Genomic DNA, 24,149 nt, shown 5'->3' on the forward strand with positions numbered 1-24,149 from the left:
AAGGTTGCTAATTTTTTTAATCGATTATTTTGGTTGGCGTTGCTTCTTGTACAACAATAAGACCATCATAAGCTTCAACAGGTGTCATTTTAATGGTATACAGCATTTGTGTTAGCTTATACCATGGACGAAAATCGTCACCGACATTGCCCATTCTTTGGCTTTTAGAAAGAATACTTGCTAATTCCTCTGATTGACTAGCATGTTCAAAATCTACATAAAAAATAGTATCGTTAACCTCACTAAAAGCATCTACTAAAGCATTATGATGTTCAATCGTGTATTCCTTTCGTTCACCAGACCCATTTTGGGCTTGGAATGTATTTTTTACAAAGTCTGTACCAATCGCAAAATATTGATCTTTATATTGCTCGTTTAAATATTGTCCCATCGATTGATATCCTGCCATCGTCGCAGAGGTTTTCTCAATATGACCATTATGTGCTGACATGAATACTTTATCATGCCCTTTCGTGGCTTCATATTCAACAATCCATTGTAAATTTTCAGCTAAATATTCATCTCGTAAATTCATATAGTTTCCATCATTCAAAAATAATTGCGTTCGCTGCTTCATTATTTGAGCATATTGTGCCGCAAAGGAGAAAGCATCCTTCGATGACTTTTTCTCATATGCCTCTCTATTCGATTGTAAATCTTCAATAATTGTATCAATCGTTTTATCCAGTTCTGTTAGCTGACTATTCGATAATTCTCTCATCGTTTTGTTTGAAATATGTTTTAGCTCGTCCTTAAATTTCTCAGCATTCCCCGCATGTACATCTGTATAATAATCTAGCAATCCCTTTTTGCTATAATCATAGCGTTGCATATCATTACCATAGAAATAAATTTTATCTTGTTCTTCGACTGCCAGATTATAGTCGTGCATCCACTGCACTAATTCTACCATTTGTTCGGTTTGGTAGATGCCATAATCTAAAGCTTTTATAGCTTCCTCCGCCGTACCAATACCCTTTAAAATAAATTGGTTAATTTGCTGGGCACCTCCAAAATCCCCTTCTAAAACAAAGACTTGGACATGTTCATTTTTGATCATCGCTTCAAACAGATCTTTTTTTAATGTTTGAAATTCAATATTTCCGTGTGTTGCTTCCCCAAATCCAATAATTTTCACATCGTCAGGAATAGAAATATTTTCTATTTCACTAATGTATTGCGAGGCATCTGTTACTGCCTCTCCCTGTCCACACCCTGCTAAAGCAATAAGTAGCAAAGATGCAGTGAATAATCGTAAACTTCGTTTAATCATTGTCATGTCAATACTCCCTTAAGGTTAAATCGCTTTTCGTTGGAAATAGTAATATCCGCCGAGGAAAAATAGGATGAATCCCCCACCTATAACTGTTAGTAATTGCTCCCAAGGCACAAAAAATACATCGTCTGTATTGCCACCTATATACATCATTGAAAATGGTTGTGCCCAAGGATAATATGGACCAACTCGCTCAGAATTTACCGCTAAAATAGAAGGTAACGTAAATATGACATTGACAGCAAAGGGAGCAGCAAAGCTTTTAAACATAATGGACATCCACAATTGTAAGGCTACTAGGGGTAATGTTGCCACCCAGCCTCCTACAATACTTTTCCACACGATCTCTATTGGAAAGGGATCCGTGTAGCCCTTCAGCATACCTACAGCATAGATAGATCCTAAATACAATAATTGCATAGCCAAAACAAGCAGCATAACCAATACATATTTCGCGACAAATACTTTCCCTCTTGTTACAGGCAGTGCTAAAAGCTGCTTCCATCCACCTGACTGATGCTCATATCTACAAATGAGACTTGCAAAAACGCCAGTAATAAGAGGTAAAAATAATAATGCATATGTTAAATTCATTGAGAATAAGGAAATAAACCATTCATTGATTTGAACCCCTGACATAGTATTCTCTAGATTGGCTGATAGTCCAATAAACAAACCTATTATTGGTCCTGCGAAAATAATCGGCACCATTTTTGATTTACGTAACTTAAACCATTCGGCTCGAAGTAGAGCAATCATTATTTCACGTCCCTTCTTGCAAAATCAATCATCCCAACAATATATAGTAAAATACCAATTCCTACGCCTAATAACACATTGATGATTGGCTCATCCCATTGGTTCATTAATGATGGCCATTTCCATATCATCCAATCTGGTAAAACAAATGAAGAATAGGCAAATATCACTCCGAAAATACCTACTGTAATAGGAATCCCTTGATTGTGGCTAACACTCGCAATCCAAAGCTGGAGCGCCAATATAGGTAATGCTGCTAGCGCAGGAAAATAACTAAATTTGGCAACCTCTAAGTAAGGTACAGGTGCTCCTAAGTTTAAAAACAGCCCATAACTAAGCGTAAAAATCATCAGTACTGTGGAAGCCAAAAATAGTAATAGGGCCAACACTGTAAATTTAGATAAATACACGGATAATTTTGAAACAGGTAAGGCAATCAGCTGCTTCCAAGCATTTGTCTCATTTTCAATACTCGCCATGAATGAAGTTAGAATAGCAATGCCCAGCACAATGGCAAGCGGTGTAAAGGAATGGATGTTTAATAAGTAATAGCCCCAATCGTCCTCACTTTGTTGTAATAAATAATCTTTCCTTACTCCGTAATTAACCATTTGTAGGGCGACTACACCCAATGGTCCTAAAAGCGTTAAAAACCATAATCCTTTACGTTTGATCTTCAAGAAATCAGCAGTTAACAATTTACCTATCATATCGCCTGCTCTCCCATCGTCATTTGCAGGAAGATTTCCTCCAATGAGCGTTTCTCTTCCTCTACACGGAATACAGAAATGCCCTCCTGAACAAGGACTTGGACAATATGAGCTACTTTTTCATCCGAGCATTCCTCTAAGAAAATAACGCCATTTTGATAATCTGCCTTAATGCCATTTGCCAGTAAACAGCGCCATCCCTTTTCACTATCATTTACTTTAAATAGTACCTTTGGCTGAGCGAATCTCCGCATCTCCTCAATGGAATCTTGGAATATCAATTTCCCCTTAGATACTATACCTACTTGTGTAGCCATTTGATCGATCTCTGATAATAAATGACTGGAAATTATAATCGTCATGCCGTATTCCTTCGGTAGTCGTTTAATTAAATTACGAATTTCAATAATACCTGAAGGGTCGAGACCATTAGTAGGTTCATCTAGAATGAGTAATTCAGGATTATGTAGTAGTGAAGCTGCTATTCCAAGACGTTGCTTCATACCTAGCGAAAAGCCCTTAACCTTCTTATTAGCAGCCTCTTTCAAACGAACAATTTCTAGAACCTCATCTATTCGAGATTTTGGCACACCTAAAATTTTTCTTAGCGCCTCCAAATTCTCATAGGCTGTTAAATGTGGATAATACGAAGGATTTTCTACTAACGAGCCGACATTAGCTAAGATTTGGATACGCTCCTTCGTAATATCCTTTTGGAAGATTTTTATTGTCCCTGAGGATGGCTTCATTAAACCAAGAAGCATACGAATCGTTGTTGTTTTTCCTGCCCCATTCGGTCCTAAAAATCCATATATTTCGCCTTTTCGTATTTGCAAGTTCAAATTTGCTACAGCTTGCTCTTTTCCAAAGCGTTTTGATAAGTTTTGTGTTTGTACGATATATTCCATTGTCCTCACCTCTTTCATTATCATAAGAATAGAAGTTTAAAAATAGGTAAGGGCCAAGTTTAAATTTTGTTTAAAAATGTCTACCATCATCAAATGCCAAGCTTTCACTACACTAAAAATAAAAATCTGCGAGCCTTTACTTCCCAAGCTTCGCAGATTGCATAACATTTTTGATTATAATTTTTGTGCCAGATTGACTAGAAGTTATTTCCCACTCTAAATCCATTCCCTTTACCATAATATCGACAATAGATAGACCAATCCCTGCTCCTTTTGCATTGGATTCATTTTTCATCCCTTGACCATGATCCTCAATAATAAATGCTTTATAGCTATCCGTGGATTTTGTTTTCACACTTATATATTTACCACTGTAAGCGTGACGTAGCACATTTTGAAAGATATTATCAAATATTCGCCCTAGCCATAATGGATCAACACTCCACTCATTGGATTCAAATGCTTGCAGTTCAATATCGATAGTAAATCCTTCTCGTTCAAAAACTGGGTACCAGGTTGTTAAGTGTTCCCGCACAAACCGAATAACATTGATGTTTTTCGGTTCGAATTTATATTTGCTTGCCATTAGCAATGTGTACGACATTAAGTTTTCAATTAAAGCATCAATATTCACAATGGATGCTTCCATTGCTTTTAAAGCCTGTATACCTTCCTCTGACAATGCTTCTTTGCTAATTGTATAAGATTGAGCCCTTACTTTTGTTAAAGGTGTTCGCAAATCATGTGATAAATTGGCGATCAGCTCTCTTCTTAGTTGTTCTTCCTTCTGCTGACGCTGTTTACTATCTCTTAGCTCACAAACCATTCTGTTAAAACTATGCTCTAATTGTCCAATTTCGTCCCGCTTTTTCACCTGTATTTCAATAGGTAAACCGTCAACATCACGAATTTCCATAGCCTCTTGTAGATGTAATAGTCTTTTTCGAATTCCCTTGAAAAATAAAAAGGAAACGGCAATAAAAAATAGGATAACGGCTACAACACCAAAAAATAAGAAGCTACCGTAGTTATCATAAATCTTTATAAGTGGGGGCTTAAAGACATCCCTTGAAATCTCTAACACAATAAAGCCATTTGACACATCATCACCTAAGAAAGCAATTACAGTAAATGGATCACTTCCATAGCGCTCTTTAATAAATTTGGTTGTAAATGCAGGTGTCCATATTTTAGGAAGCTCATCCTGAACATTCATGGTAGTCAGTAAATTTCCCTTTTCACTTACCCAGAACATTGAAGCTGTAGGATATTGCGTTTGCCATTTTTGAAAAAGCTGTTCAATGGTAGCTTCTGATGCATTCTTTATACTTTTTGCTTGTGTATGCCATTGTTCCTCAATATCACTTTCCAGAAGAGCTTCACTTGAAAAGTCTCCAGATCCTGTCTTTGAAATGCCTAACATGAAAGTAGCAACACCGAGATAGGAAATTTGAACAATCGATATAGCTAATACAATAATGAGCATATATTTCGCTAATAATGAACGGAAAAATTTCATAGTTTCACCCTATAGCCAATTCCTCTAATTGTTTCGATAATCTGGGGTTTTGCAGGATTAATTTCTATCTTTTCTCTTAAATATCGAATATGAACCATCAATGTTTTATCACCTTCAATGTAACTCTCACCCCAAACACCCTCATAGAGTTGTTCCTTCGTTAAAATTTGATTTAGATGACGAATAAAATACTGCAATAAATAAAATTGTTTGCCAGTTAGAAGAATTTCTTCTTCATTTAATGTATTAATAATTCGCATATCTTTTGTATAAATTTTAAGATGCTGCAATGCCAATACATCATCGTTTTTTTGATATCTTCTTAGTAATACCTCTAATCTTGCTACTAGTTCATCAGGATGGAATGGCTTTGTTAAATAATCATCAGCAAAATTAAGCCCTTCAATTTTATCCTCAACGGCTGTTCGAGCAGATAGCATCAAAATAGGTAAATCTTTATTCTCTCGTTTTATTCTTTTGCCAATCGAAAAACCATCTAACCCGGGTAGCATGACATCCAATATAGCAAGATCTTTTGAAGCAATATGTTGTTCAAGACCTTCGCCAGACTCTAGCCATGTTACCTCATAGCCTCTTTCCGTTAACTCCTTGCTAACCCATTGTCCTATTTCTTTCTCATCTTCTATGTACAATATATGAATCAATGTTCATCCTCCTTCTTGTTAATAATCAAAAGCTATATTAAAATACCATATTTTGCAATATGAAGTTAACTAGAAATTAAAAACAATATTATTGCATACATGGTTATTATAGGATAAACGCTATTTATTTTCTTAGGAAATGTCTATTAATTGAGTAGATATAAAAAAGCGCAACTATTAATAGCTTTGTGTAAGTTGCGTTTTAAAGGTAGATATTATTATCTGTAATTGCTTTCTCATCTGCTCTAAATACAATTAGAAACTTCACACGTAGGTGCTAGAATATGCTAACATGACACTAACTATATGAAAAACATTAAAAAAATTTGTTTTACTTAGGTTTTACATATAATAAAGGGGTGTGACTTAATTGGATATTCGACAACTAAGATATTTTATAGCGATTGTGGAGGAAAGGAAGATTTCTGCTGCTGCTGAAAGACTGCATATTTCTCAGCCACCATTAAGCCAACATCTAAAAACAATGGAAGAAGAGCTTGGTTCAAAATTGGTAGAGAGAAGCGGCAAGTACTTTGAAGTGACGGAGGCTGGGAAGACCTTATATAAATATGCATTGCAGGTTGCTCAATTAATGGACGAGGCGGAAGCAGAGGTCAAGGATGTAGGGCTAGGCATTCATGGACGATTAACATTAGGCATCAATACATTTTCAGTTGTTGAGTTACCCCAATTATTACATCAATTCCAACAACAATTTCCTAAGGTAACTTATAAAATTCAACAAAATGAATCCTCTTATCTCTGTAAGCTTGTAAGAGATCGTGTAGTAGAACTAGCGATCATTCGTTTGCCCTTAGAATTAGATGATTTCTCTGTCCTTCATATGTACACAGAACCGTTTTATTTTATACAATCCAAGAAGTTTAAGTTGTTAGAACATGAGGTGACTTTGGCCGAAATTCAAAATTGGCCGATTTTATTACCGAGTACAGAAGGGTTAGGAGTTCACTATTCAATTTTAGAAGCATTTTCCCGCTTCCAATTACAGTCCCATATCGTCGGGGAATGTTCAGATACTGCGCTTTTAATGAATTTAATCGAATCAGGTTTTAGCTCCTCCATCGTACCTGAAACCATTCTAAAGCAATTTGAAGACCTACCGCTTCATGCCTACAAAATCCCAACTACAGAGTTATCCACTTCCGTAGGACTTGTATGGATGAAGAATCATTATTTATCTAAAGCTGCACAAAACTTTGTGAATTTAATGAGGGAACATTATTGTTAAGCAGTCAATGGGAAAGAGCACACTAACGTTTCTAGTGAGCTCTCTTTTTGAATCATTATTGAATAATTAGCATATCATTTTCATCAAATTTCCACATATCACCATAAGCTACTTCCCAATAGTAACCGTTTGGATCTTGGAAGTAGCCACTATAACCGCCCCAAAATACTGTTTCTGGCTCTTTTACAATAGACGCTCCAGCTTTTTTAGCTAATGCAAATACGCGGTCCACCTCTTCTTTTGATTTACCATTGTAAGCAAGGGTGATACCTCCAAAGCCGGGGCTAAGTTCTGGTGGGTTTGCTTCATTGATATCGTTTACAAGACGTTCAATTGGAAATAGTGATATTTTAGTTCCCCCATTATTAAAGAACATTACATCTGGATTTGTTTCTTCTCCATACACTACTACTTCAAAGCCAAGTCCCTCTCGGTAAAAGGTAAGTGACTCCACCATATTTTTAACGCCTAATGTGATTAAGTTTAAACGATTCATTTTACAATCCCCTTTTTAAAGCAGTATTACTATTTAAATTCTCTATCCAACAAATTTTTCCTTTTAATTCGGGAAGAAAGTCATTTGGTTGCATCAGCACAGAGATAATCATAATCTATTCATTTTTTTAGATTTCACTATGGATTACCCTTCATTTCTTTATATCCTCCTGATTTCACCTGTAATTTTAAATTGCAAAAAGTACTATTAAAAAACTTTTATCTCTCTAACCATTGGCATCACACAAAAGTTACCTCGACGTTTCTATGAAACAAAAATGTACGTACTTTTTTTTCTTCTTGTGGGGCATCATAATGAAAAAGCAATCAAGCAAACACACAATTGGAGGAATAATAATGATTACTCATTTACAAGATACAATCACATTAAATAACGGCCTACAAATGCCTGGTATGGGTTTAGGCGTTTTTCAAGTAGAAAATGACGCTACTGCAGAAATGGTTAAAAATGCGATCGAGGTTGGCTATCGAAGCATCGATACTGCTGCTATTTATGGAAATGAAGCAGGTGTAGGAGAAGGTATTAAACAAGCTCTAGCATCAACTGGCTTACGTCGTGAAGATTTATTTATTACATCAAAAGTATGGAACGATGGCTTAAGCTATGATGAAACAATTGCAGCATATGAAGAGAGCCTAAAAAAATTAGGATTAGATTATTTAGATCTTTATTTAATTCATTGGCCTGGTAAAGATAAATATGCTGAATCGTGGAAAGCACTTGAAGACCTATATGAACAAGGCAAGATCAAAGCAATCGGTGTATGTAACTTTACTGTGGCACACTTGGAAAACTTATTATCATTTGCTCGTATTAAACCTGTTTTGAACCAAGTGGAATTCCACCCACGCTTACAACAAGTGGAGCTTCGTTCATTCTGTGACAAGCACCAAATTCAACTTGAAGCATGGGCACCTTTAATGCAAGGTGGTCTTCTTGAAGATGAAACGATTTCAAAAATTGCAACAAAATACGGAAAATCAAATGCTCAAGTTATTTTACGCTGGGATGTACAAAATGGAGTGATTACAATTCCAAAATCAGTACGTAGAGAGCGTATGATGCAAAACGCTGATATCTTTGACTTTACTTTAACAGACGAAGAAATGGCATTAATCAATGAGATGAATCGTGAACAACGTGTTGGTCCAAATCCAGATGAATTTGACTTTGCTCTATAAGCATTAAAAAGAGGAAAGAGACTGTCTTGTATGTGACAGTCTCTTTCTCCCTCATTATGATGTTTGCTGCATAGCGATATCTTCATCGCGTTGTTTTAACAGAACATCTTCACCTTTATCCTTTAGTAATTCAACATGCTTTTCGCCCCAAGTGCAAAGCATATTCAAAATAGGCTCCATCCCTTGTCCATAGGAAGTCAATGAATATTCCACTTTAGGCGGTACTTGATTGAAGACCTTGCGATGGATTAAACCAGCTTGCTCTAACTCTCTTAATTGACTTGTAAGCATTTTTTGGGAAATGCCTGGAATCAATCGTCGAAATTCATTTGTTCGAATTTCACCATGGTGGTTCAAATGGCAAAGAATGACCGGTTTCCATTTACCACCAATAACTTCAAGCGTAGCTTCAACACCTATATTATAAATTTTTTGCATTGTAAACCCCCGTAATATTCAAAAGTAACTAAAAGTACTCTACACAACTTTTAGGCATGCATGAATATTACTACACATACTAAAAAAAATCAAAGGAGATATTAGTAAAATGTCACAATCAAAAAAGCCAAATGCAAAATTGACATTGCTAGCACTTGCAATCAGTGCATTTGGTATAGGGTCCACTGAATTTATCAGTGTTGGACTTTTACCATTAATTACAGATGATTTTGGTATATCTTTAAGCACTGCCGGTTTAACCGTTTCTATATACGCACTAGGTGTCACTGTTGGTGCTCCATTATTAACAGCCTTAACATCTCGTCTTAGTCGAAAAACAGTTTTATTGCTTGTTATGACCATTTTTATAGCGGGGAATTTAACTGCAGCTATCGCACCAATTTTTTCTATACTGATAATAGGTCGTATTATTTCAGCATTAGCTCATGGTGTGTTTATGTCGATCGCCTCTGTTATAGCAGCTGATGTAGTTGAACCAAATAAACGAGCAAGCGCGATTGCCTTTATGTTTACAGGCTTAACGCTAGCTACTGTGACCGGTGTTCCACTTGGTACATTTATTGGACAAGTAACAGACTGGCGTATGTCGTTCATTTTTATCGTCATTATAGGCATTATCGGTTTAATTAGTAATGCTTTACTAGTACCTAACCAATTATCAAAAGGTAATCCTATTTCTTTACGTGATATTGGCAAAGTATTAGGCAATATTCGCATGTTATTAATCCTTTTCATTACAGCTATTGGATATGGTGGGGCCTTTGTAGTCTATACGTATGTTTCACCTATTTTAGAGCAATATATGGGCTATTCCCCACATGCAGTAGTAATTATATTAGTTGTCTATGGTATTTGCGTTGCTATTGGTAATACATTAGGAGGCCATTTTGCTAACCAAAATCCGCTACGTTCCATCTTTATAATTTTTGTTGGACTTGCCTTAGCGTTACTTGGTATTGGCTTCACTCTTGAATCACCGATTATCGGTTTAGTCATGGTACTGACAATGGGATTATTTATGTTCATGAATGTCCCAGGATTACAGTTATATGCTGTTCTACTGTCTGAAAAATATGTGCCGTCAGCTATTTCTATGGCTTCAGCATTAAACATTTCTGCTTTTAACATTGGTATATTTTTAGGATCCTATATTGGAGGTTTTATTATTCGCCATCAATCATTAGCACATACGCCTCTTTATGGATTCCTAATGGTTATGCTAGCAGCGATTGTTACATTATTATGGTTGCTTTTCGATAATAAAAAACAATAATATTGTTAGTCCGTTTATCTAGCATTTACTTGATATTTTGGTAATTTAACATCGGTATATATACAATATTGATAAAAAGGAAGCTCCCTGTGGCTTCCTTTTTGTGTTATAAGTAAGACAAGAATGGAGTTACACCTAAATTCGCTTGAATACATAAGATAAGATATCAGCTATAGGATAGGAGGAATTCCATTGTATTACAATCCTTATCCGTATTTCGTTCATCCCTATCATTACTCAGCGCCACCAATTGCCAACCACCTTGCTGTAAGATCCTTTCCCCAACATCTTGCAATGCCGACCAACAATCCCTTTCCACCTGTTGATACACATAAATTAAAATCATCGGTTACACGGATAAAGGCAATTATGCAGCAAGCCCAATTACTGACGGATAAAATTGAAAGCTCCCAGCAATTTGCCCATGATTTAATGAATGCAGCACAACTTTCAAATAAAGCAGAAGTGGAGAAATTAATTTCATCCACAGGTATTACGATGAAATTCGAAACGAACTATACACCTGATAGTTTTAGAATACGTCTAATTGATAATGGCTGTTGTGGTGTCATATTGAATTTAAATTGGTGAAAAAAACCCTAACCTTGTATCCCTATTGAACTTGTAAACTATAGAAAACTATGATAAAGTGTTTGTATTATTATTTCTGAAAATTCTTATATTTTTCTTATCAAGAGAGACGGAGGGATTGGCCCGATGAAGTCTCAGCAACCAGCTCAACAGTATGGTGCTAATTCCAATTGGCCTAATTCCAAAGCCTTGAAGATGAGAAGATGAACTACCGTTGTTTATTCAGGAGTCCTCTTCTATAGGGGGCTCTTTTTTTACTACTATTTTAAGAAAGCAGGGAAAACGATGCCTAATGAATTATTACAAGCATTACAATTATTAAAATCTAAACAATGGGTCGATTTAACACATACATTCGGCCCTAACTCACCCCATTTTTTCATGTTCGAAGATGCAAAATTTGAAACATTATTCTCTCACGATGATGGGTTCTTTGCACAACAGTTCACTTTCCCTGGTCAATATGGTACGCATATCGACCCACCCATTCATTTTGTGCGAGACACACGGTACCTTGAAGAGCTCGATTTAAAAGAGCTTGTTCTTCCCCTTGTTGTCATTGATAAGTCCGAAGAAGCTGCTAGCAATCATGATTTTTCTTTAAGTGTTCAAGATATACTTGAGTTTGAAGCACAGCACGGAAAAATTGAGGCAGGTACCTTTGTAGCGCTACGTACCGATTGGAGTAAACGTTGGCCAGATAAGGAAGCATTCAGCAATAAAGATGCGGAAGGGTATAACCATATTCCAGGTTGGGGCTTAGAGGCTTTACAATTTTTACTGACGGAACGTAAAGTTAGTGCGATTGGTCACGAAACATTCGATACTGATTCAGCAGCTGATTTTCGTAAAAATGGCAAACTAGATGGTGAATACTTTGTGCTCGAACAAGACACTTATCAAATTGAGTTAATGACTAATTTAGACAAGCTACCTGCAACAGGTGCAATTATTTTTAATATTGTACCTAAACCAGAAAAAGCATCTGGATTCCCTGTTCGCTCCTTTGCTATTTTGCCATAACTTAAAAGTCGGTATAGAGATACCGACTTTTATTTTTGTACATTTCTTTTTTTGAATATAAAGTAAACGACGAACATTAATAGAACAAATAATAGGATGAGATACATACTATAATGGGATAAGTAGTAACCAACAAACCGCCATTTCTCTCCAAGCATTTTCCCTAACGTTATAAATGTGAATGTCCAGATAAATGCTCCTGTATAGGCAAAGAACGCAAACTTTTTATATGGATAATTATTAATAGCCGCAATATACGCTGTTATGTGGCGGACACCAGGGATAAAATAGCCTATTAACAATAAGATAGGTCCAATTTTGGCAAACATTTTTTTCGTAAAATCAATTTTTTGTTCAGTTATATGAATTTTTGGCCCATACTTTTGTAGTAATGGTAAGCCAAATCGATAACCAATATAGTAGCTTAAAGTAATACCTCCAACTGCGCCAATCATGGCACTTACTAATGCAGGGATATGTTCAAGGCTTTCCCGATAAACACTATAACCTACATATGTTAAGAAAACCTCATCAGGAAGTGGCAATCCAACTATACCTCCAATTAGGATTACGATAATGCCAAAATACCCGTAATGTTCAATTAGAGATTGCACGTGATGTGCCATAAACTATCCCACCTAAAAATTTTTTAACTATAAAATATACAGGTTTCATTATAATCAAACTGCGGAAAACAGAAGAAGCAACTTGAAGATTGTTTTAAATTATTTGAAGCTGACGCAAAGCAAAGTCAATACCGCCCTCGGTAGATTTCTTTGTAACAAAATCAGCAACGTTTTTCAAAGCTAAGCTGCCATTTCCCATAGCAATTCCTAATCCTACCAGCTCCAGCATATCCATATCATTATCCCCATCTCCAAAAGCAATGGCATTTTTAGAATCAATGTTAAAATAATCTAGTACTGCTTGAACAGCTATTGACTTGGAAACATCCTGCTGTAGTACATTCACAATATAAGGATGCCATCGCTGCCATAATATATTCGGAAATTGACTAACATATCTTTTTTCTCCCTGTTCATCTGTATATAGACACATGAGAAAAACTTCCTCATTCGTAATTTTTTCATTTATAACCGGAAAATCTCCCAAAGACAATGTTTCCTGCATAGCATGTAAAGCAGCTGGACTTTGTATGCTATTCATCGCTAGCTGCTCTGTAAAAAATGTTAAGCTATGCTGTTGTTCCATTGCAAAAGCCTCAACATTTTGGACAATCTCTTTAGCAATAGGCGTTTTATGTAGGACAAGATCATGATGTTTCACATATGCACCATTTGCCGTAATAAAGGTCTCTATCCCCAACTCTTCCAACTCACGGCACATGGATAAAGGTCTTCCTGTAGCTGCTACAAGGTGAATTCCCTTATTCTTTAATAAATCAATTGCCTGCTTTGTACTTTCTTCTACACAGCCATCCTCATAATTGATGAGTGTGCCGTCTACATCAAAAAACACTATTTTATAGTTCAACTTGAATCATCCTCCAAAACAATACTTTTGAACCACACAAAAAAAATCCCTTTAACGATTACTAATAAAATATTTGTACGTATTTCGACAAACTTTCAACCATCTATATAACTTACATTAACAGCACCGATAAATACTATTAAAGGAACAGTTCTAGTGACAATTAATAAATAATGTAATGATTATTTTTATTTTAATAATTCTAAAGGAGTATACCAAAGAACACAGAATTGTTAAAATAAAAGATAATCATTTAAATATATTGAACGATACTTTTTAACGAATAGATAGAACAAAAGAAATAATTTTCTAAAGCAGGCAAAGGAGTTGATTCTTATGGCATTTAACATTTATTACTACGAAAGTAGTGTAGATTGCAAATTTTGCAAAAGGCATTTTACAACATATAAAGTACGCCCTAATCGATATAAAATCATCGAGGAACAAACAGATTTCATGCCTGTTTATGATGGCCTAAATCCTTTGCTGTATGAGGTCGCTGTATGCCCACATTGTGGCTACGCCTACCACAAATCTATGACAAGGACTTATGGACCGTTCATGCAGCTCATTGATGAACTATACATTAAAGAGCTCCAAAAACCCATGGACATCTGCCAGGAACGTACAATCGATGATGCCATAATCAGTTTTAAGCTTGCTTATTTAGTATCCCGTGCTTCAATGGAAGAATCTCTCTTAATGGCGAATTTCGCATTAAAAATAGGTTGGCTATATCGTTTAAAAAACGATGAAGAATCCGAAAAACGCTACCTTTTTGCAGCAAGAGACTTTTATAGTAAATCCTTTGCATCCAATCAGGAGGGTGGAGAGAGAATTCAGTTTTTACATGCTGAACTAAGCCTCCGACTTGGTGATATGGCGGAAGCCCAAAAAGGCTTCTCTCGCTTAATCGCTGATAGAAATGTCTCGCCAAAATATCGAAAGCTTGCCCGTAATCGTTGGGAAAATTATAAATATGACGAACAACCTATAACAGTTAATGAAACTATTAATTAATGGGACGAGGAGAGGACTTGTAATGTTGCTATTTCATAAGAGAATAGATGTGAGAGAAGAGGATATATTTTCAGAGTTGCATCACTTTCTATTAAGGAAAAATAATCGCTACTTAACAAATGATGAGGTTGTCACTTTAACAGGAGTGTCCTCTGAGCTGCTTTTCAAATGGGTAAAAGCAGGAAAGTTAAAAAAATCAATTTTCCCTAATTTAGGTGCACCTTGTGAACGTTGTGGACAAATTACACAGGCTAAAATTTGTGTGAGCTGCTCCTCCTCCATTGTTGGTACGTTAAAACAAGAAGAAAAAGACCGCGCATGGTTCAATCAAATCCAACGTAACCATGTTAGAGCTAGTACGTACCATTATAAATAGCAATCGAACATCTTCATTAATCGAAGATGTTTTTTCTTTTTAACTGACCCTACCAAATTTAAACAAAATTTAAACTAACTCTTCCTAAGCTTTAAACTAAGCTCTCTATAATTAGTATCAACATAAAGAGAAGGACTGATTATCAATGAAGAAGGCTAGGAAGCATAAAGTTTTATTAAGTTTTGCACTGGCAAGTTTAATGACATTGAACGGCGTAGCAAGTGTCTCTGCAGCTGTTCCTGCAAAAGAGCAACAGGTCAATATAGAAAACAAATCTACAGTTAAACAGGCTAGGACCTCTAATGAAACATTACTTGATTGGAAAAAGTGGGTGAACGATCATGCTTACAGTTTGTCATCCATCCAACCTGAAGTATCGAGTGGAACGAAAATCCCTTCTAATCAATTTGAGGATTTGGAGATGCTTAAGCCGTTATTACACGATAAACGTATTGTTTTTCTAGGAGAGAGCTCTCATGGTGTGGCACAATTCAATCATGTTAAAACACGTTTAATACAATTTTTGCATCAGGAAATGGGCTATAATGTTCTTGCCTTTGAAAGTGGTATGGGTAATGTGATGAACGCCCAAGGGCAAATTGACAAACAAGCAGCTCTACAAACAATGAAGGATTCTATTTTTGGAGTTTGGTGGACGAAAGAAACATTGCCTCTGTTTGACTATGCAAAATCAACTCAAGCAACAGAACAACCACTTATACTTACTGGCTTCGATATTCAACAGCAAGGGGCATTTACGAACGGCGATTGGCTCCAGAATCCTAAGTTAGCTCAACAATTTAGTGAAGCTGAGAAACAACTAGCTGAATGGAGCTCCGGGAAAGATTTAAAGGGCTATCAGCAAGTAAAAGCTACAATCATAGATGTGTATAAACAAGTAAAGTCTCAAATTCAATTGAAAGAAAAAGAATTACAAGCGGCTTATCCAAACGAGTCTCATATTGTCAAACTAATGGAACGTACTGTAACAGATCGCATTCGCTTAGCAGACGAATATGTGGAACTAACGATCCAGTCCAATATTGATATTGAACAAAATAATATTGAAACATTTTTAAAAACAATGGAATGGCGTGATCAATCGATGATGGAGAACTTACTTTGGTTAGCTGAGGAGGTTTATCCAACAGAAAAGTTCATCGTATGGGCACATAACGACCATATTCGTAAGGCACAATCGGAAGTAATGGGTTCCCCTTATCCAGTCAAATTAATGGGGGAACGTTTACCAGAAATCTACAAGAAATATAGCTATGTATTAGGTCTATATATGACTAGCGGAGAGACAGCAAATAATATGGGTGAACCGATGGCTGTTTTACCTCCTATCAAGGGATCTATTGAGGATATACTGTCTTCAACTAGTAAACCTTACACATTCATTGATTTGCGCAACCGCCAGAATGAACGAGGCAACTCATGGATGTTCGAGCCCCGCTTATCTTACAGTTGGGGTATGATACAGGAAAGCTTAGTTCCTCGCGATCAATACGATGGTATACTTTTAATTGATAAGGTGAATAAGCCAACTTATGTGAAATAATTTCATATATTAAAATAGCAAACTAGGCTTCCTAGTTTGCTATTCCTTTAAGTATCCATTGATATAGTATCCCATTCTTCATCTTGATAGCCCATCATCCAGAATAAGCCTCTACGTCTTTCCATCACAACACTTTCATTTAACGATAAAGGAGCTACTTGTCCATTTATTCGACTATCTACACAAGCCCAATGTAATCTGTAGATCTTATCTGCTTCATCTAATATCTCTTCCTTACTGCGCAATACTGTTTGCTTATAAAATTGTTCAAATGTTTCACAACGAGAAACGACCTGTATAGCATATTCACAATCACATACGTCGTCAGGGAAATCTAGCTCTTCTACAAGGCCTAATGCCCAAATGAGTGTCCAATAGGCTTCATACTGCCATGAAATATTGACAGCATCTTGAGGACTGGGATGCTGAGTCTCAAGAAAGAATTTTTCATGCTCTGTTAAAGATTCTTGCACCTCATATGTACGTAACATATTAGTGAAGAATTCTCTAGACTCTTCAATATTTCCATTTTGTGCTACATCACAGGCAAATTGAATAACAATCAACAGGGAAACTGCCCTTTTTGCAATTTCTTCTTGGCTCTTAAAGCGGCAACCTTCTAATGGTGGCAGTTGGGGTAGAGAAGTTGCATAAGGGATTTCTTTGTCTGTTAAAAAGGCAATCGTTCTGTTTTTTCGTGTTTCCCCCTGCTCTGATGTCACTTCCTGACTTCTTATCTTCCTTGCACAGGCTTGAGGTCTAAAATTTGCAGGACCTGACTCCCCATTAGAATAAACAATAACGCTACCACTCTGATCCAGTAAAGTGCCATCCGGTAGAAAACCTACACCACCTATGCTTGCTAGCAGTCTCGTAAATAGTTGCATATGGTTTTCCGTTATCTCTTTATCCATTTCGATTGCAATGACTGTATTGAATACAGATATTTGTATCATAACCTGTTCTTTTAAATCTTCATCCTGAAAAGGAATTCTATCGTAATACCCCATCATCCCCGGGATGTTTTGAGTGAAATAATCTGGATTAGTATCTTCAAATAAAACAGTAATAGAACATCTGGATTTTTTGAAAAGCCCTTTGGATTTTACTAAATATCCACTATCACCTCGTTCAATGGTAAAGCCTTTTGCAAATACCTCTGCTATTTTGTCTTGAATATCATCCACATCATTTTTAGACGCAAATATTGTAAAATGATTCAAACTACTCTCTCCTTTGTTGCATAAAGCTTGCCAGTTTCCAATTATCCAAATGATTAAGAACTTGGCTAAACAACTGTCTATTTTTACGAAGAACCTCATGCTCATGCCAATAGGTCAGCAAGAGCCGCCATTTTCCCTCGTCAACAATCGTCGTTGGGATTTTGCCTTGCTGCATCATATGCCAAATAGCTCTGATTGAGGTAATCCTCTCTGCCTCACTACCACTCAACCATTCAAGTAATATATCAGCACTAGGCTGTGACTCTGCCAACAGTATATCCCAACCATCGATTGGAAATGCCACATATGGTCTCATCCATTCTATGATGGTTGGATTGTGTAAATGATGTAATCGATGTAAGGCAGTATAAGCATTAATCTTATCCTTTTCCATATCAGATAAAATGAATGCTAAGCCTTCCTCTGCTGGCAAACAATGTGCCGTTAAATAATCACGCAACCAGTTGGGAATATCGCTTTTCTCTTGCCAAAGCTCTCTTACCCAATTTTCAGCCTCTTTTGAACATACCTTTATTAGCACTTCACTCCATGCCTTTTGATCTGATGGAGATAGCGCCCGCATAATTTTATGTTGGAGAGCCTGATACACCTTCTCTTTATCAAAATGCAAGAAGGCTTCCTGCACTTGAGCTTCCTTTACGCCATGCATGGAAACATAATGAAGTAACGATTCTAGACTAGCTTTAGCCAATTGTAAATTAGAGCTTAAAAATTGCTTTAGCCATGTTAGCCATATTTGTGAGCTTGTCAGATGAATATCCAAACCATTTTCGCTACAAAATTGTCGGTGTTGCCCACAATCTACCCCAATACATCCTAAAGCTGTCATACTGTCAACATATGTATGAAAGCTGTCGGCAAGGAAATCAAATTCATCCTCTTCATGACTCCAATACCAAATCGATTCATCCTCTAGCTTGATAAGAAGCGCATCCCCATTACCTGCAGTAAAAAATTGTACGTATTGTTGTTCAAGATTTTTATCATCCCCGCCAAAGTATGGGAAATCTAAGTCTTTCAAGCTCCAGCCAAACTCACCTGATGGCGTATCAATCAGTTCGTTTGGCAAGATAGCCTCATCTGGCAACGACCAATAGATACTCACTTGTTGTGAGCTGGTTTGCATTGCTTGACGGAACTTCTTAGGAAGTTGTATACCAAGCCTTGACTCTACCTTGCGTAAATCTTGTTCACTAGCGACAGGTTGTACTTCAATTGGATGTACAAAGGCACCTTGTTGCTTCAGCTGTTTCATCAAAAAATTCCAACGCTCAATCCACATTGTTGCTCATCTCCACATCGTGCTCAAATTTCCGTCTTTTTTATTTCTATCGTCAGGAAATCATTTACTAATGAGGTTAATTTTTAATTTAACTACAAAATACTCTTATTTTACTGACATCAAAGCATCCAAGTATGATAAATTACTCAACCAATTTAGTTCGTTCTTCTTAAGCTGTGTTTACTTAATTTTTTTACCTCCATCATAATCTTTGTCACATATTCTTCCTCTCGATTTTTAATAACGGCATCATAAATATATTCCTCATAAACGTATTGACCTAATTCATAGCCCTTTTCATGCATGACATTAAATAATCGTGTATATGTCTCTCCAAGCTTCGCAGAAGGTCCTACATGATAACCAATAACAAATTCACCCTCAATTGCTTTAAAATAAGGATGTCCTTCTCTTGGATTAGGTTGTTCAATATATAGATAGCTATAATTATCGTAATTTCCAGCTAAAACCTGCTCTCTCCTTGTCATTCCACCGATTGGATAACCTGTATCCAATTGAGAACGATCTAACTCCTCGATAAAATCCGATACAGCCTTTACAAACTGCTCTTCTGTAGAATCTTCGATATTTTTACTTAGATATAGTGTTTCTTCAGGAAAATATTCAATTGTAATATCGTCAAAGTTAAGGTGAAGTGCTTCCTCATTTGTTTTAATTTTGACATCAATGATATTTTCAATCATTTCTAGCTCTCGACGTTTCTTTGCTACGATTTCCTTTTGCTGATGCATTAATTCTAAAAAATTTTCTGGGGATTTCTCCGCCATATATTGCTGAATATCCTTTAATGACATACCAACTGCCTTTAATAATTCAATGACACCAAAAAAATCATATTGTGCAAGTGAATAATAACGATAATCTTTACTATCTTTCATGATGGGAGATAACAAACCAATTTGATCATAATAAATTAATGTTTGTTTATTAACCTTACATATTTTGGCAAATTCACCCGTTGTAAAATATTTTACATTTTTATTAAGCATTTTTTGAGTTTCCTCCCTTGACTATATAGTAACTATATACTTTAAATTGTACCTATTCACAATAAAAATAGAAAGGTTTTGACATTATGTTCACGGAGATTCGTGACATTACAGCTTTTAACAAGCAAGAAATTTTAGCATTACGTATCGCTGATAATCAGCAACATTTTATTGAATCAACAGACCAATGCTTAGCAGAGGCAGAATTGGATCAACGCTTTACCCCCTTAGGTCTGTATAAAGATAACATCGCAATCGGCTTCGCTATGTATGGTCTATTCCCCCACGAAGATCACAGTCAGCGTGTATGGCTAGATCGCTATTTAATTGATGAACGCTATCAACAGCAAGGATTAGGTAAACATTTTTTACAGCAACTTATTCAATACTTAGCGGTAAAGTTCAACTGTCGCCAAATCTATTTAAGTGTGTATGAAAATAACGCTGTAGCCATTCAACTATATAAACAATTTGGTTTTATGTTTAATGGTGAACTAGATGACAAAGGAGAAAAAGTAATGGTGCTGGAGGTATATGGACATGACAACCATTAATCCAATTGAAACAAGACCACTAAAACCATTGTTTTTATCGTACTTATTTCCAGCAATGATTGGTATGCTGTTGATGTCTGTTAATATTTTGGTGGATGGTATTTTCGTTAGTCATGGCGTGGGACCATCAGCATTAGCAGGGGTTAATATTGCCGTCCCCATTTTCTCAATTTTGCTATCGATTTCTCTGTGGATCGGTATGGGAGGAGCTACACTTTACTCGATTTCTCTTGGGGAGGGGAATAAACAACGAGCCCACCAACTCTTTACATTGGCGTTCACTACGATGCTAATGGTCGTGATCACGATTATTGGACTTCTTGCGTTCTATCTAAAGGAGATTTCCTATATATTTGGAGCAAGCGACGTTACATTTCCATATGTGCAACAATACCTACACGTCATTTTACTCTTTGGTGTGTTTTACACGATTGAAAATCTATTAAGTATTTTCATTCGAAACGATGGTAACCCGAGACTTGCTATGCTTGGCTTAATAACGACGTCCGTATTAAATATTATCTTAAATTATGTCTTTATCTTTGTACTAAATTATGGTGTCACAGGCTGTGCCTTAGCAACAGCCATAGCTACTATTATAGGTACGTCTGTACTATGTCTCCATTTTTTCCGCCCACAATCTGAATTAAAGTTTGTCCCTTCATTTTTTAATCTGTCAGATTTAAGAAAAATTTTTGCTATTGGACTACCTAGCTTTATCGTAGAAGCTTCGGTAGCTGTTATCGTTATTTTATATAATGTGACCTTCTTACACTATTTAGGGGCAAATGGCATTACAGCCTATGCCATGGTCAACTATATCCATACTGTATTATTAACAATTTTCCTTGGGATCGGTATGGCCCTTCAACCATTAGTTAGTTATCATCATGGGGCAAGATTAATAGAAAGATTAGTAGCATTATTAAAAATCGGCTTAGCTACTGCTTTTATTTTAGGGTTAACGACAGCACTTATTGCCATGCTATTCCCTTCGCAGTTAATGGCATTATTCGGAGATAGCTCATTTGAAATTCGTAGCATGGCTGCTCAAGGCTTTATTCACTTTGCCATTGGCTATGTATTTTTAGGTATTAATATGGTGCTCGCAGAATTCTTTCAATCTATAGAGAAAATTCGAATTGCTACAACCATTATGTTACTACGTAGTATTATTTTATTTATACCGACACTTATCCTATTGCCTAAATTCCTTGGCCCACAGGCAATATGGTGGACCTTTCCAGTAGCGGAGGGAATTACAGCCTGCCTTATTTACTGGTACATTAAGAAAAATCCTCGGACGATTTCAACTTCCGAAATGCTTAAATAGAAAGAGACCTCACGAGATCTCTTTCTGTTTCTCTTAACAAAATTGCATTTTCAGAGTACCCTTCCCATCTTCCACTACAACTTCACCTACTGCTCCATTAACTAAAATTAATTGGGGTGTACATGGCCAATATCTACATCAGACTTGTTGATCTTTTATCAATTTAAATCCCCCCCTTGAACATTAAATAAGGAACCATCTTGTATATGTGGATGATTCCTTTGTTAGATCTATTCTATTTGTTTCTCATTGGGTACCACTACTGCTTTCTTGTGAGGATCTTCCGAGGATGTTACCCCCAGAATATCAAGAAGGAACATAAATAGTGGAATACCTATAATCAATCCCCATACACCAAGGAAATGCTCTGAGAAGAGAATGACCATGAATGTGTAGAAAATCGGTAAATCAGTCTTTGCGGACATTAGCTTTGGATTTAAAAAATAGGCTTCAATAGCATGTAATACCATGACAATCACTAATATATAGACAATATACATCAAACCACCGATACTATAGGCAATAATACTTAGTGGAATTAATGAAATGATAACACCTGCAACTGGTACTAAGCCTAAAATGAAGAGCATGATACCAAGGGCAATCAAATGTGGGAAGCCCATAATAGAAAGGGCAATTACTGATAGCACACAGTTAACCGCTGCAATAATGAACTGTGCCTCAATTACTTTACCAAATGAGCGAATGAATATTCTTGAGAAATAATGAAGTTCATCATAAAGTGGTCCAACCTTACTATCCTTAAACTTTGCTGTGAACTCAATAATGCGCTTCTTTTCTAACAGAATGAACAAACTCAATATAAGTGAAATCAATATTTGCATAATGATTTTACCAATATTCGTAATATTTTTAAGAGTTAAATCTACACCTTGCTCTAAATATTTCCCAAGTTCAATTTTCTCAAAGGTAGGAGCTAAGTACCTAGCAATTTCATTATCATCTGGATCGAGATTAAAACTCGCAATTAGATCAAAAAGCTGTGTAATTTGTTGGGTCACAATCGGCAAATATTTGTATATCACTGCAACTATACCTGCAACAAGTAAAAGGTATAACGTTACCGTAACAGCTTTTTCATTCATCGGTACATATTTTTTAATACCCTTCGTCGTCTTCGTAGTAAGCTGATTCATCAAATAGGTAATAATAAACGTTAGCAGAATTAGATTGATCATACTACGCATTAAATATAAGGCAATAGCAATACCAACTAGAATTATAAAACGTTTAAATCCATTACTCCGAAAGAAATTAGTCATTTATTCACTCCTTCTACAAAACGGCCTCGCTGTTTCTGCTACCTAGGGCTACACTATCAACTAAACACAATAAAAAATTGAATTATAACAATACGCATCATTCTTATGTAAAAATTTCCCTCTTATTAATTAAGTATAGCCAGCTACCTTCAAAATAAGACGAAATTTATGTTTCTAAAGAAGTGTCTATATAAAACCTAAGGCGTGGGTGAATTGTATGTCTTGTCAAATTAAAATGTCAATACTTTTATCCTTTGTGAAAGCTTTATCAGCGTATAAGCCTACATTCTATGAATCTATTATAACCCTTTATAACAGCATATCCAATTTGTATGTTCTTTTATAATGGTATTTGTAAGAATCTTTTAATTACCGATACCTTATGTTAACTTGATTAAAAGTACAATTTAGAAATAGATAGGACTGATTCCATGAAAATTTCAAGAAACCCTGAGAATATTCATCAACCCGTCGCTCCTTATGTCCATCAAATCGAAGTCACTGGTCCACATAGATGGTTAACCTTATCTGGACAAATTGGCATGCAACCAGATGGAACTATACCTGAAGACGCGGTAGCTCAATTGAAGATAGCGCTAGAAAATATTAGAAAAAATTTAGAAAATGCTAATATGGAGGTTCGTGATATTACAAAGCTCGTATTTTATTTAGTAGGAGATATGGAAGCTAGTCAACGAAAGGAAATAATAGGTGATTTTTTGGGAGATCATCTACCTTGCATGACATTAATTTACGTAGTAGCACTGGCTACTCCTTCCTTAAAGGTTGAGATAGACGCATGGGCTTGTAAGGAATTATAAAATCATTCTATGTTAGATTTTAATAAAGTGTGCAGTTT

25 protein-coding genes and 1 riboswitch are annotated in these 24,149 nt (G+C 36.0%); of the genes, 11 read left to right on the forward strand and 14 right to left on the reverse strand.

Translation table 11 applies throughout. The features are described 5' to 3' along the window. Window positions 1-16 precede the first annotated feature (16 nt). The 6 genes from OU989_RS20870 to OU989_RS20895 all read right to left on the reverse strand — a co-directional run bounded on the left by OU989_RS20870 (window position 17) and on the right by OU989_RS20895 (window position 5,837). Complete coding sequence (locus OU989_RS20870) at window positions 17-1,279, reverse strand: erythromycin esterase family protein (protein WP_274794838.1); 1,263 nt, start codon at window positions 1,277-1,279, stop codon at window positions 17-19. A gap of 18 nt (window positions 1,280-1,297) precedes the next feature. Continuing rightward, window positions 1,298-2,035: an ABC transporter permease gene (locus tag OU989_RS20875; protein ID WP_274794839.1), complete on the reverse strand. Its 738-nt coding sequence runs from the start codon at window positions 2,033-2,035 to the stop codon at window positions 1,298-1,300. Continuing rightward, on the reverse strand, window positions 2,035-2,745 hold the full coding sequence (locus OU989_RS20880) for an ABC transporter permease (protein WP_274794840.1): 711 nt from the start codon (window positions 2,743-2,745) through the stop codon (window positions 2,035-2,037). The genes OU989_RS20875 and OU989_RS20880 overlap by 1 nt, the downstream gene beginning before the upstream one ends. Continuing rightward, window positions 2,742-3,653 carry an ABC transporter ATP-binding protein gene (locus OU989_RS20885; RefSeq protein WP_274794841.1) on the reverse strand — a complete coding sequence of 304 codons (912 nt, stop codon included), beginning with the start codon at window positions 3,651-3,653 and terminating at the stop codon, window positions 2,742-2,744. Before OU989_RS20885 ends, OU989_RS20880 begins: the two co-directional genes overlap by 4 nt. Window positions 3,654-3,789: 136 nt before the next feature. Beyond that, window positions 3,790-5,172 carry a sensor histidine kinase gene (locus OU989_RS20890; protein WP_274794842.1) on the reverse strand — a complete coding sequence of 461 codons (1,383 nt, stop codon included), beginning with the start codon at window positions 5,170-5,172 and terminating at the stop codon, window positions 3,790-3,792. Beyond that, complete coding sequence (locus OU989_RS20895) at window positions 5,169-5,837, reverse strand: response regulator transcription factor (RefSeq protein WP_274794843.1); 669 nt, start codon at window positions 5,835-5,837, stop codon at window positions 5,169-5,171. Before OU989_RS20895 ends, OU989_RS20890 begins: the two co-directional genes overlap by 4 nt. A gap of 370 nt (window positions 5,838-6,207) precedes the next feature. Here OU989_RS20895 and OU989_RS20900 point away from each other — a divergent pair, with 370 nt between their 5' ends. Next, window positions 6,208-7,086 (forward strand): LysR family transcriptional regulator, encoded by an 879-nt coding sequence (locus OU989_RS20900; RefSeq protein ID WP_274794844.1) that lies wholly within the window; start codon window positions 6,208-6,210, stop codon window positions 7,084-7,086. Window positions 7,087-7,141: 55 nt separating this feature from the next. Here the strand turns inward: OU989_RS20900 and OU989_RS20905 are convergent, their stop codons facing one another. Beyond that, the gene (locus tag OU989_RS20905) at window positions 7,142-7,582 is read right to left on the reverse strand and encodes a VOC family protein (protein ID WP_274794845.1); all 441 of its coding nucleotides are present in this window, start codon (window positions 7,580-7,582) and stop codon (window positions 7,142-7,144) included. A gap of 356 nt (window positions 7,583-7,938) precedes the next feature. Here OU989_RS20905 and OU989_RS20910 point away from each other — a divergent pair, with 356 nt between their 5' ends. After that, window positions 7,939-8,784, forward strand: a complete 846-nt coding sequence (locus OU989_RS20910) for an aldo/keto reductase (RefSeq protein ID WP_274794846.1) — start codon at window positions 7,939-7,941, stop codon at window positions 8,782-8,784. 54 nt (window positions 8,785-8,838) lie between these two features. Here the strand turns inward: OU989_RS20910 and OU989_RS20915 are convergent, their stop codons facing one another. Next, on the reverse strand, window positions 8,839-9,222 hold the full coding sequence (locus tag OU989_RS20915) for a winged helix-turn-helix transcriptional regulator (RefSeq protein WP_274794847.1): 384 nt from the start codon (window positions 9,220-9,222) through the stop codon (window positions 8,839-8,841). A gap of 109 nt (window positions 9,223-9,331) precedes the next feature. Between OU989_RS20915 and OU989_RS20920 the strand changes: the two genes are divergently transcribed. From OU989_RS20920 to OU989_RS20930, 3 genes are all read left to right on the forward strand, one after another. After that, entirely contained in the window at window positions 9,332-10,516 is a 1,185-nt protein-coding gene (locus OU989_RS20920; RefSeq protein ID WP_274794848.1) for an MFS transporter, read from the forward strand. Window positions 10,517-10,708: 192 nt separating this feature from the next. Further along, window positions 10,709-11,107 carry a YuzC family spore coat inner layer protein gene (locus OU989_RS20925; protein ID WP_274794850.1) on the forward strand — a complete coding sequence of 133 codons (399 nt, stop codon included), beginning with the start codon at window positions 10,709-10,711 and terminating at the stop codon, window positions 11,105-11,107. A 94-nt stretch (window positions 11,108-11,201) separates the two neighbouring features. Then, window positions 11,202-11,309, forward strand: a riboswitch (SAM riboswitch). Between the two features lie 83 nt (window positions 11,310-11,392). Next, complete coding sequence (locus OU989_RS20930; protein ID WP_274794851.1) at window positions 11,393-12,130, forward strand: cyclase family protein; 738 nt, start codon at window positions 11,393-11,395, stop codon at window positions 12,128-12,130. Window positions 12,131-12,159: 29 nt separating this feature from the next. On the opposite strand, the gene OU989_RS20935 is transcribed toward OU989_RS20930, so the two are convergent. Next, window positions 12,160-12,756 carry a DedA family protein gene (locus OU989_RS20935; protein WP_274794852.1) on the reverse strand — a complete coding sequence of 199 codons (597 nt, stop codon included), beginning with the start codon at window positions 12,754-12,756 and terminating at the stop codon, window positions 12,160-12,162. Between the two features lie 94 nt (window positions 12,757-12,850). Then, window positions 12,851-13,624, reverse strand: coding sequence for a Cof-type HAD-IIB family hydrolase (locus OU989_RS20940; RefSeq protein ID WP_274794853.1), 774 nt, complete (start codon window positions 13,622-13,624; stop codon window positions 12,851-12,853). Window positions 13,625-13,960: 336 nt separating this feature from the next. Here OU989_RS20940 and OU989_RS20945 point away from each other — a divergent pair, with 336 nt between their 5' ends. The 3 genes from OU989_RS20945 (at window position 13,961) to OU989_RS20955 (ending at window position 16,584) form a co-directional block, all read left to right on the forward strand. Further along, window positions 13,961-14,644, forward strand: a complete 684-nt coding sequence (locus OU989_RS20945) for a DUF2225 domain-containing protein (RefSeq protein WP_274794854.1) — start codon at window positions 13,961-13,963, stop codon at window positions 14,642-14,644. A gap of 22 nt (window positions 14,645-14,666) precedes the next feature. After that, window positions 14,667-15,020, forward strand: a complete 354-nt coding sequence (locus OU989_RS20950; protein WP_274794855.1) for a hypothetical protein — start codon at window positions 14,667-14,669, stop codon at window positions 15,018-15,020. Window positions 15,021-15,165: 145 nt separating this feature from the next. Then, on the forward strand, window positions 15,166-16,584 hold the full coding sequence (locus tag OU989_RS20955) for an erythromycin esterase family protein (protein ID WP_274794856.1): 1,419 nt from the start codon (window positions 15,166-15,168) through the stop codon (window positions 16,582-16,584). A gap of 47 nt (window positions 16,585-16,631) precedes the next feature. Here OU989_RS20955 and OU989_RS20960 read toward each other — a convergent pair whose 3' ends face one another. The 3 genes from OU989_RS20960 to OU989_RS20970 all read right to left on the reverse strand — a co-directional run bounded on the left by OU989_RS20960 (window position 16,632) and on the right by OU989_RS20970 (window position 20,120). After that, a complete protein-coding gene (locus OU989_RS20960; protein WP_274794857.1) occupies window positions 16,632-17,807 on the reverse strand; it encodes a DUF4272 domain-containing protein in 1,176 nt (391 codons plus the stop codon). A 1-nt stretch (window position 17,808) separates the two neighbouring features. Then, window positions 17,809-19,110 carry an SMI1/KNR4 family protein gene (locus OU989_RS20965; protein WP_274794858.1) on the reverse strand — a complete coding sequence of 434 codons (1,302 nt, stop codon included), beginning with the start codon at window positions 19,108-19,110 and terminating at the stop codon, window positions 17,809-17,811. 155 nt (window positions 19,111-19,265) lie between these two features. After that, window positions 19,266-20,120, reverse strand: coding sequence for a MerR family transcriptional regulator (locus OU989_RS20970; RefSeq protein WP_274794859.1), 855 nt, complete (start codon window positions 20,118-20,120; stop codon window positions 19,266-19,268). Window positions 20,121-20,206: 86 nt separating this feature from the next. On the opposite strand from OU989_RS20970, the gene OU989_RS20975 reads away from it, so the two are divergent. Beyond that, complete coding sequence (locus OU989_RS20975) at window positions 20,207-20,674, forward strand: GNAT family N-acetyltransferase (protein WP_274794860.1); 468 nt, start codon at window positions 20,207-20,209, stop codon at window positions 20,672-20,674. Next, entirely contained in the window at window positions 20,661-22,007 is a 1,347-nt protein-coding gene (locus tag OU989_RS20980) for an MATE family efflux transporter (RefSeq protein ID WP_274794861.1), read from the forward strand. The genes OU989_RS20975 and OU989_RS20980 overlap by 14 nt, the downstream gene beginning before the upstream one ends. Window positions 22,008-22,237: 230 nt before the next feature. On the opposite strand, the gene OU989_RS20985 is transcribed toward OU989_RS20980, so the two are convergent. Beyond that, entirely contained in the window at window positions 22,238-23,290 is a 1,053-nt protein-coding gene (locus OU989_RS20985) for an AI-2E family transporter (protein ID WP_274794862.1), read from the reverse strand. A 431-nt stretch (window positions 23,291-23,721) separates the two neighbouring features. Here OU989_RS20985 and OU989_RS20990 point away from each other — a divergent pair, with 431 nt between their 5' ends. After that, window positions 23,722-24,111 (forward strand): RidA family protein, encoded by a 390-nt coding sequence (locus OU989_RS20990; protein WP_274794863.1) that lies wholly within the window; start codon window positions 23,722-23,724, stop codon window positions 24,109-24,111. The last annotated feature ends 38 nt before the right edge of the window (window positions 24,112-24,149 follow it).

The sequence above is a fragment of the Lysinibacillus irui genome, from assembly GCF_028877475.1.
Lineage (GTDB): Bacteria > Bacillota > Bacilli > Bacillales_A > Planococcaceae > Lysinibacillus > Lysinibacillus irui.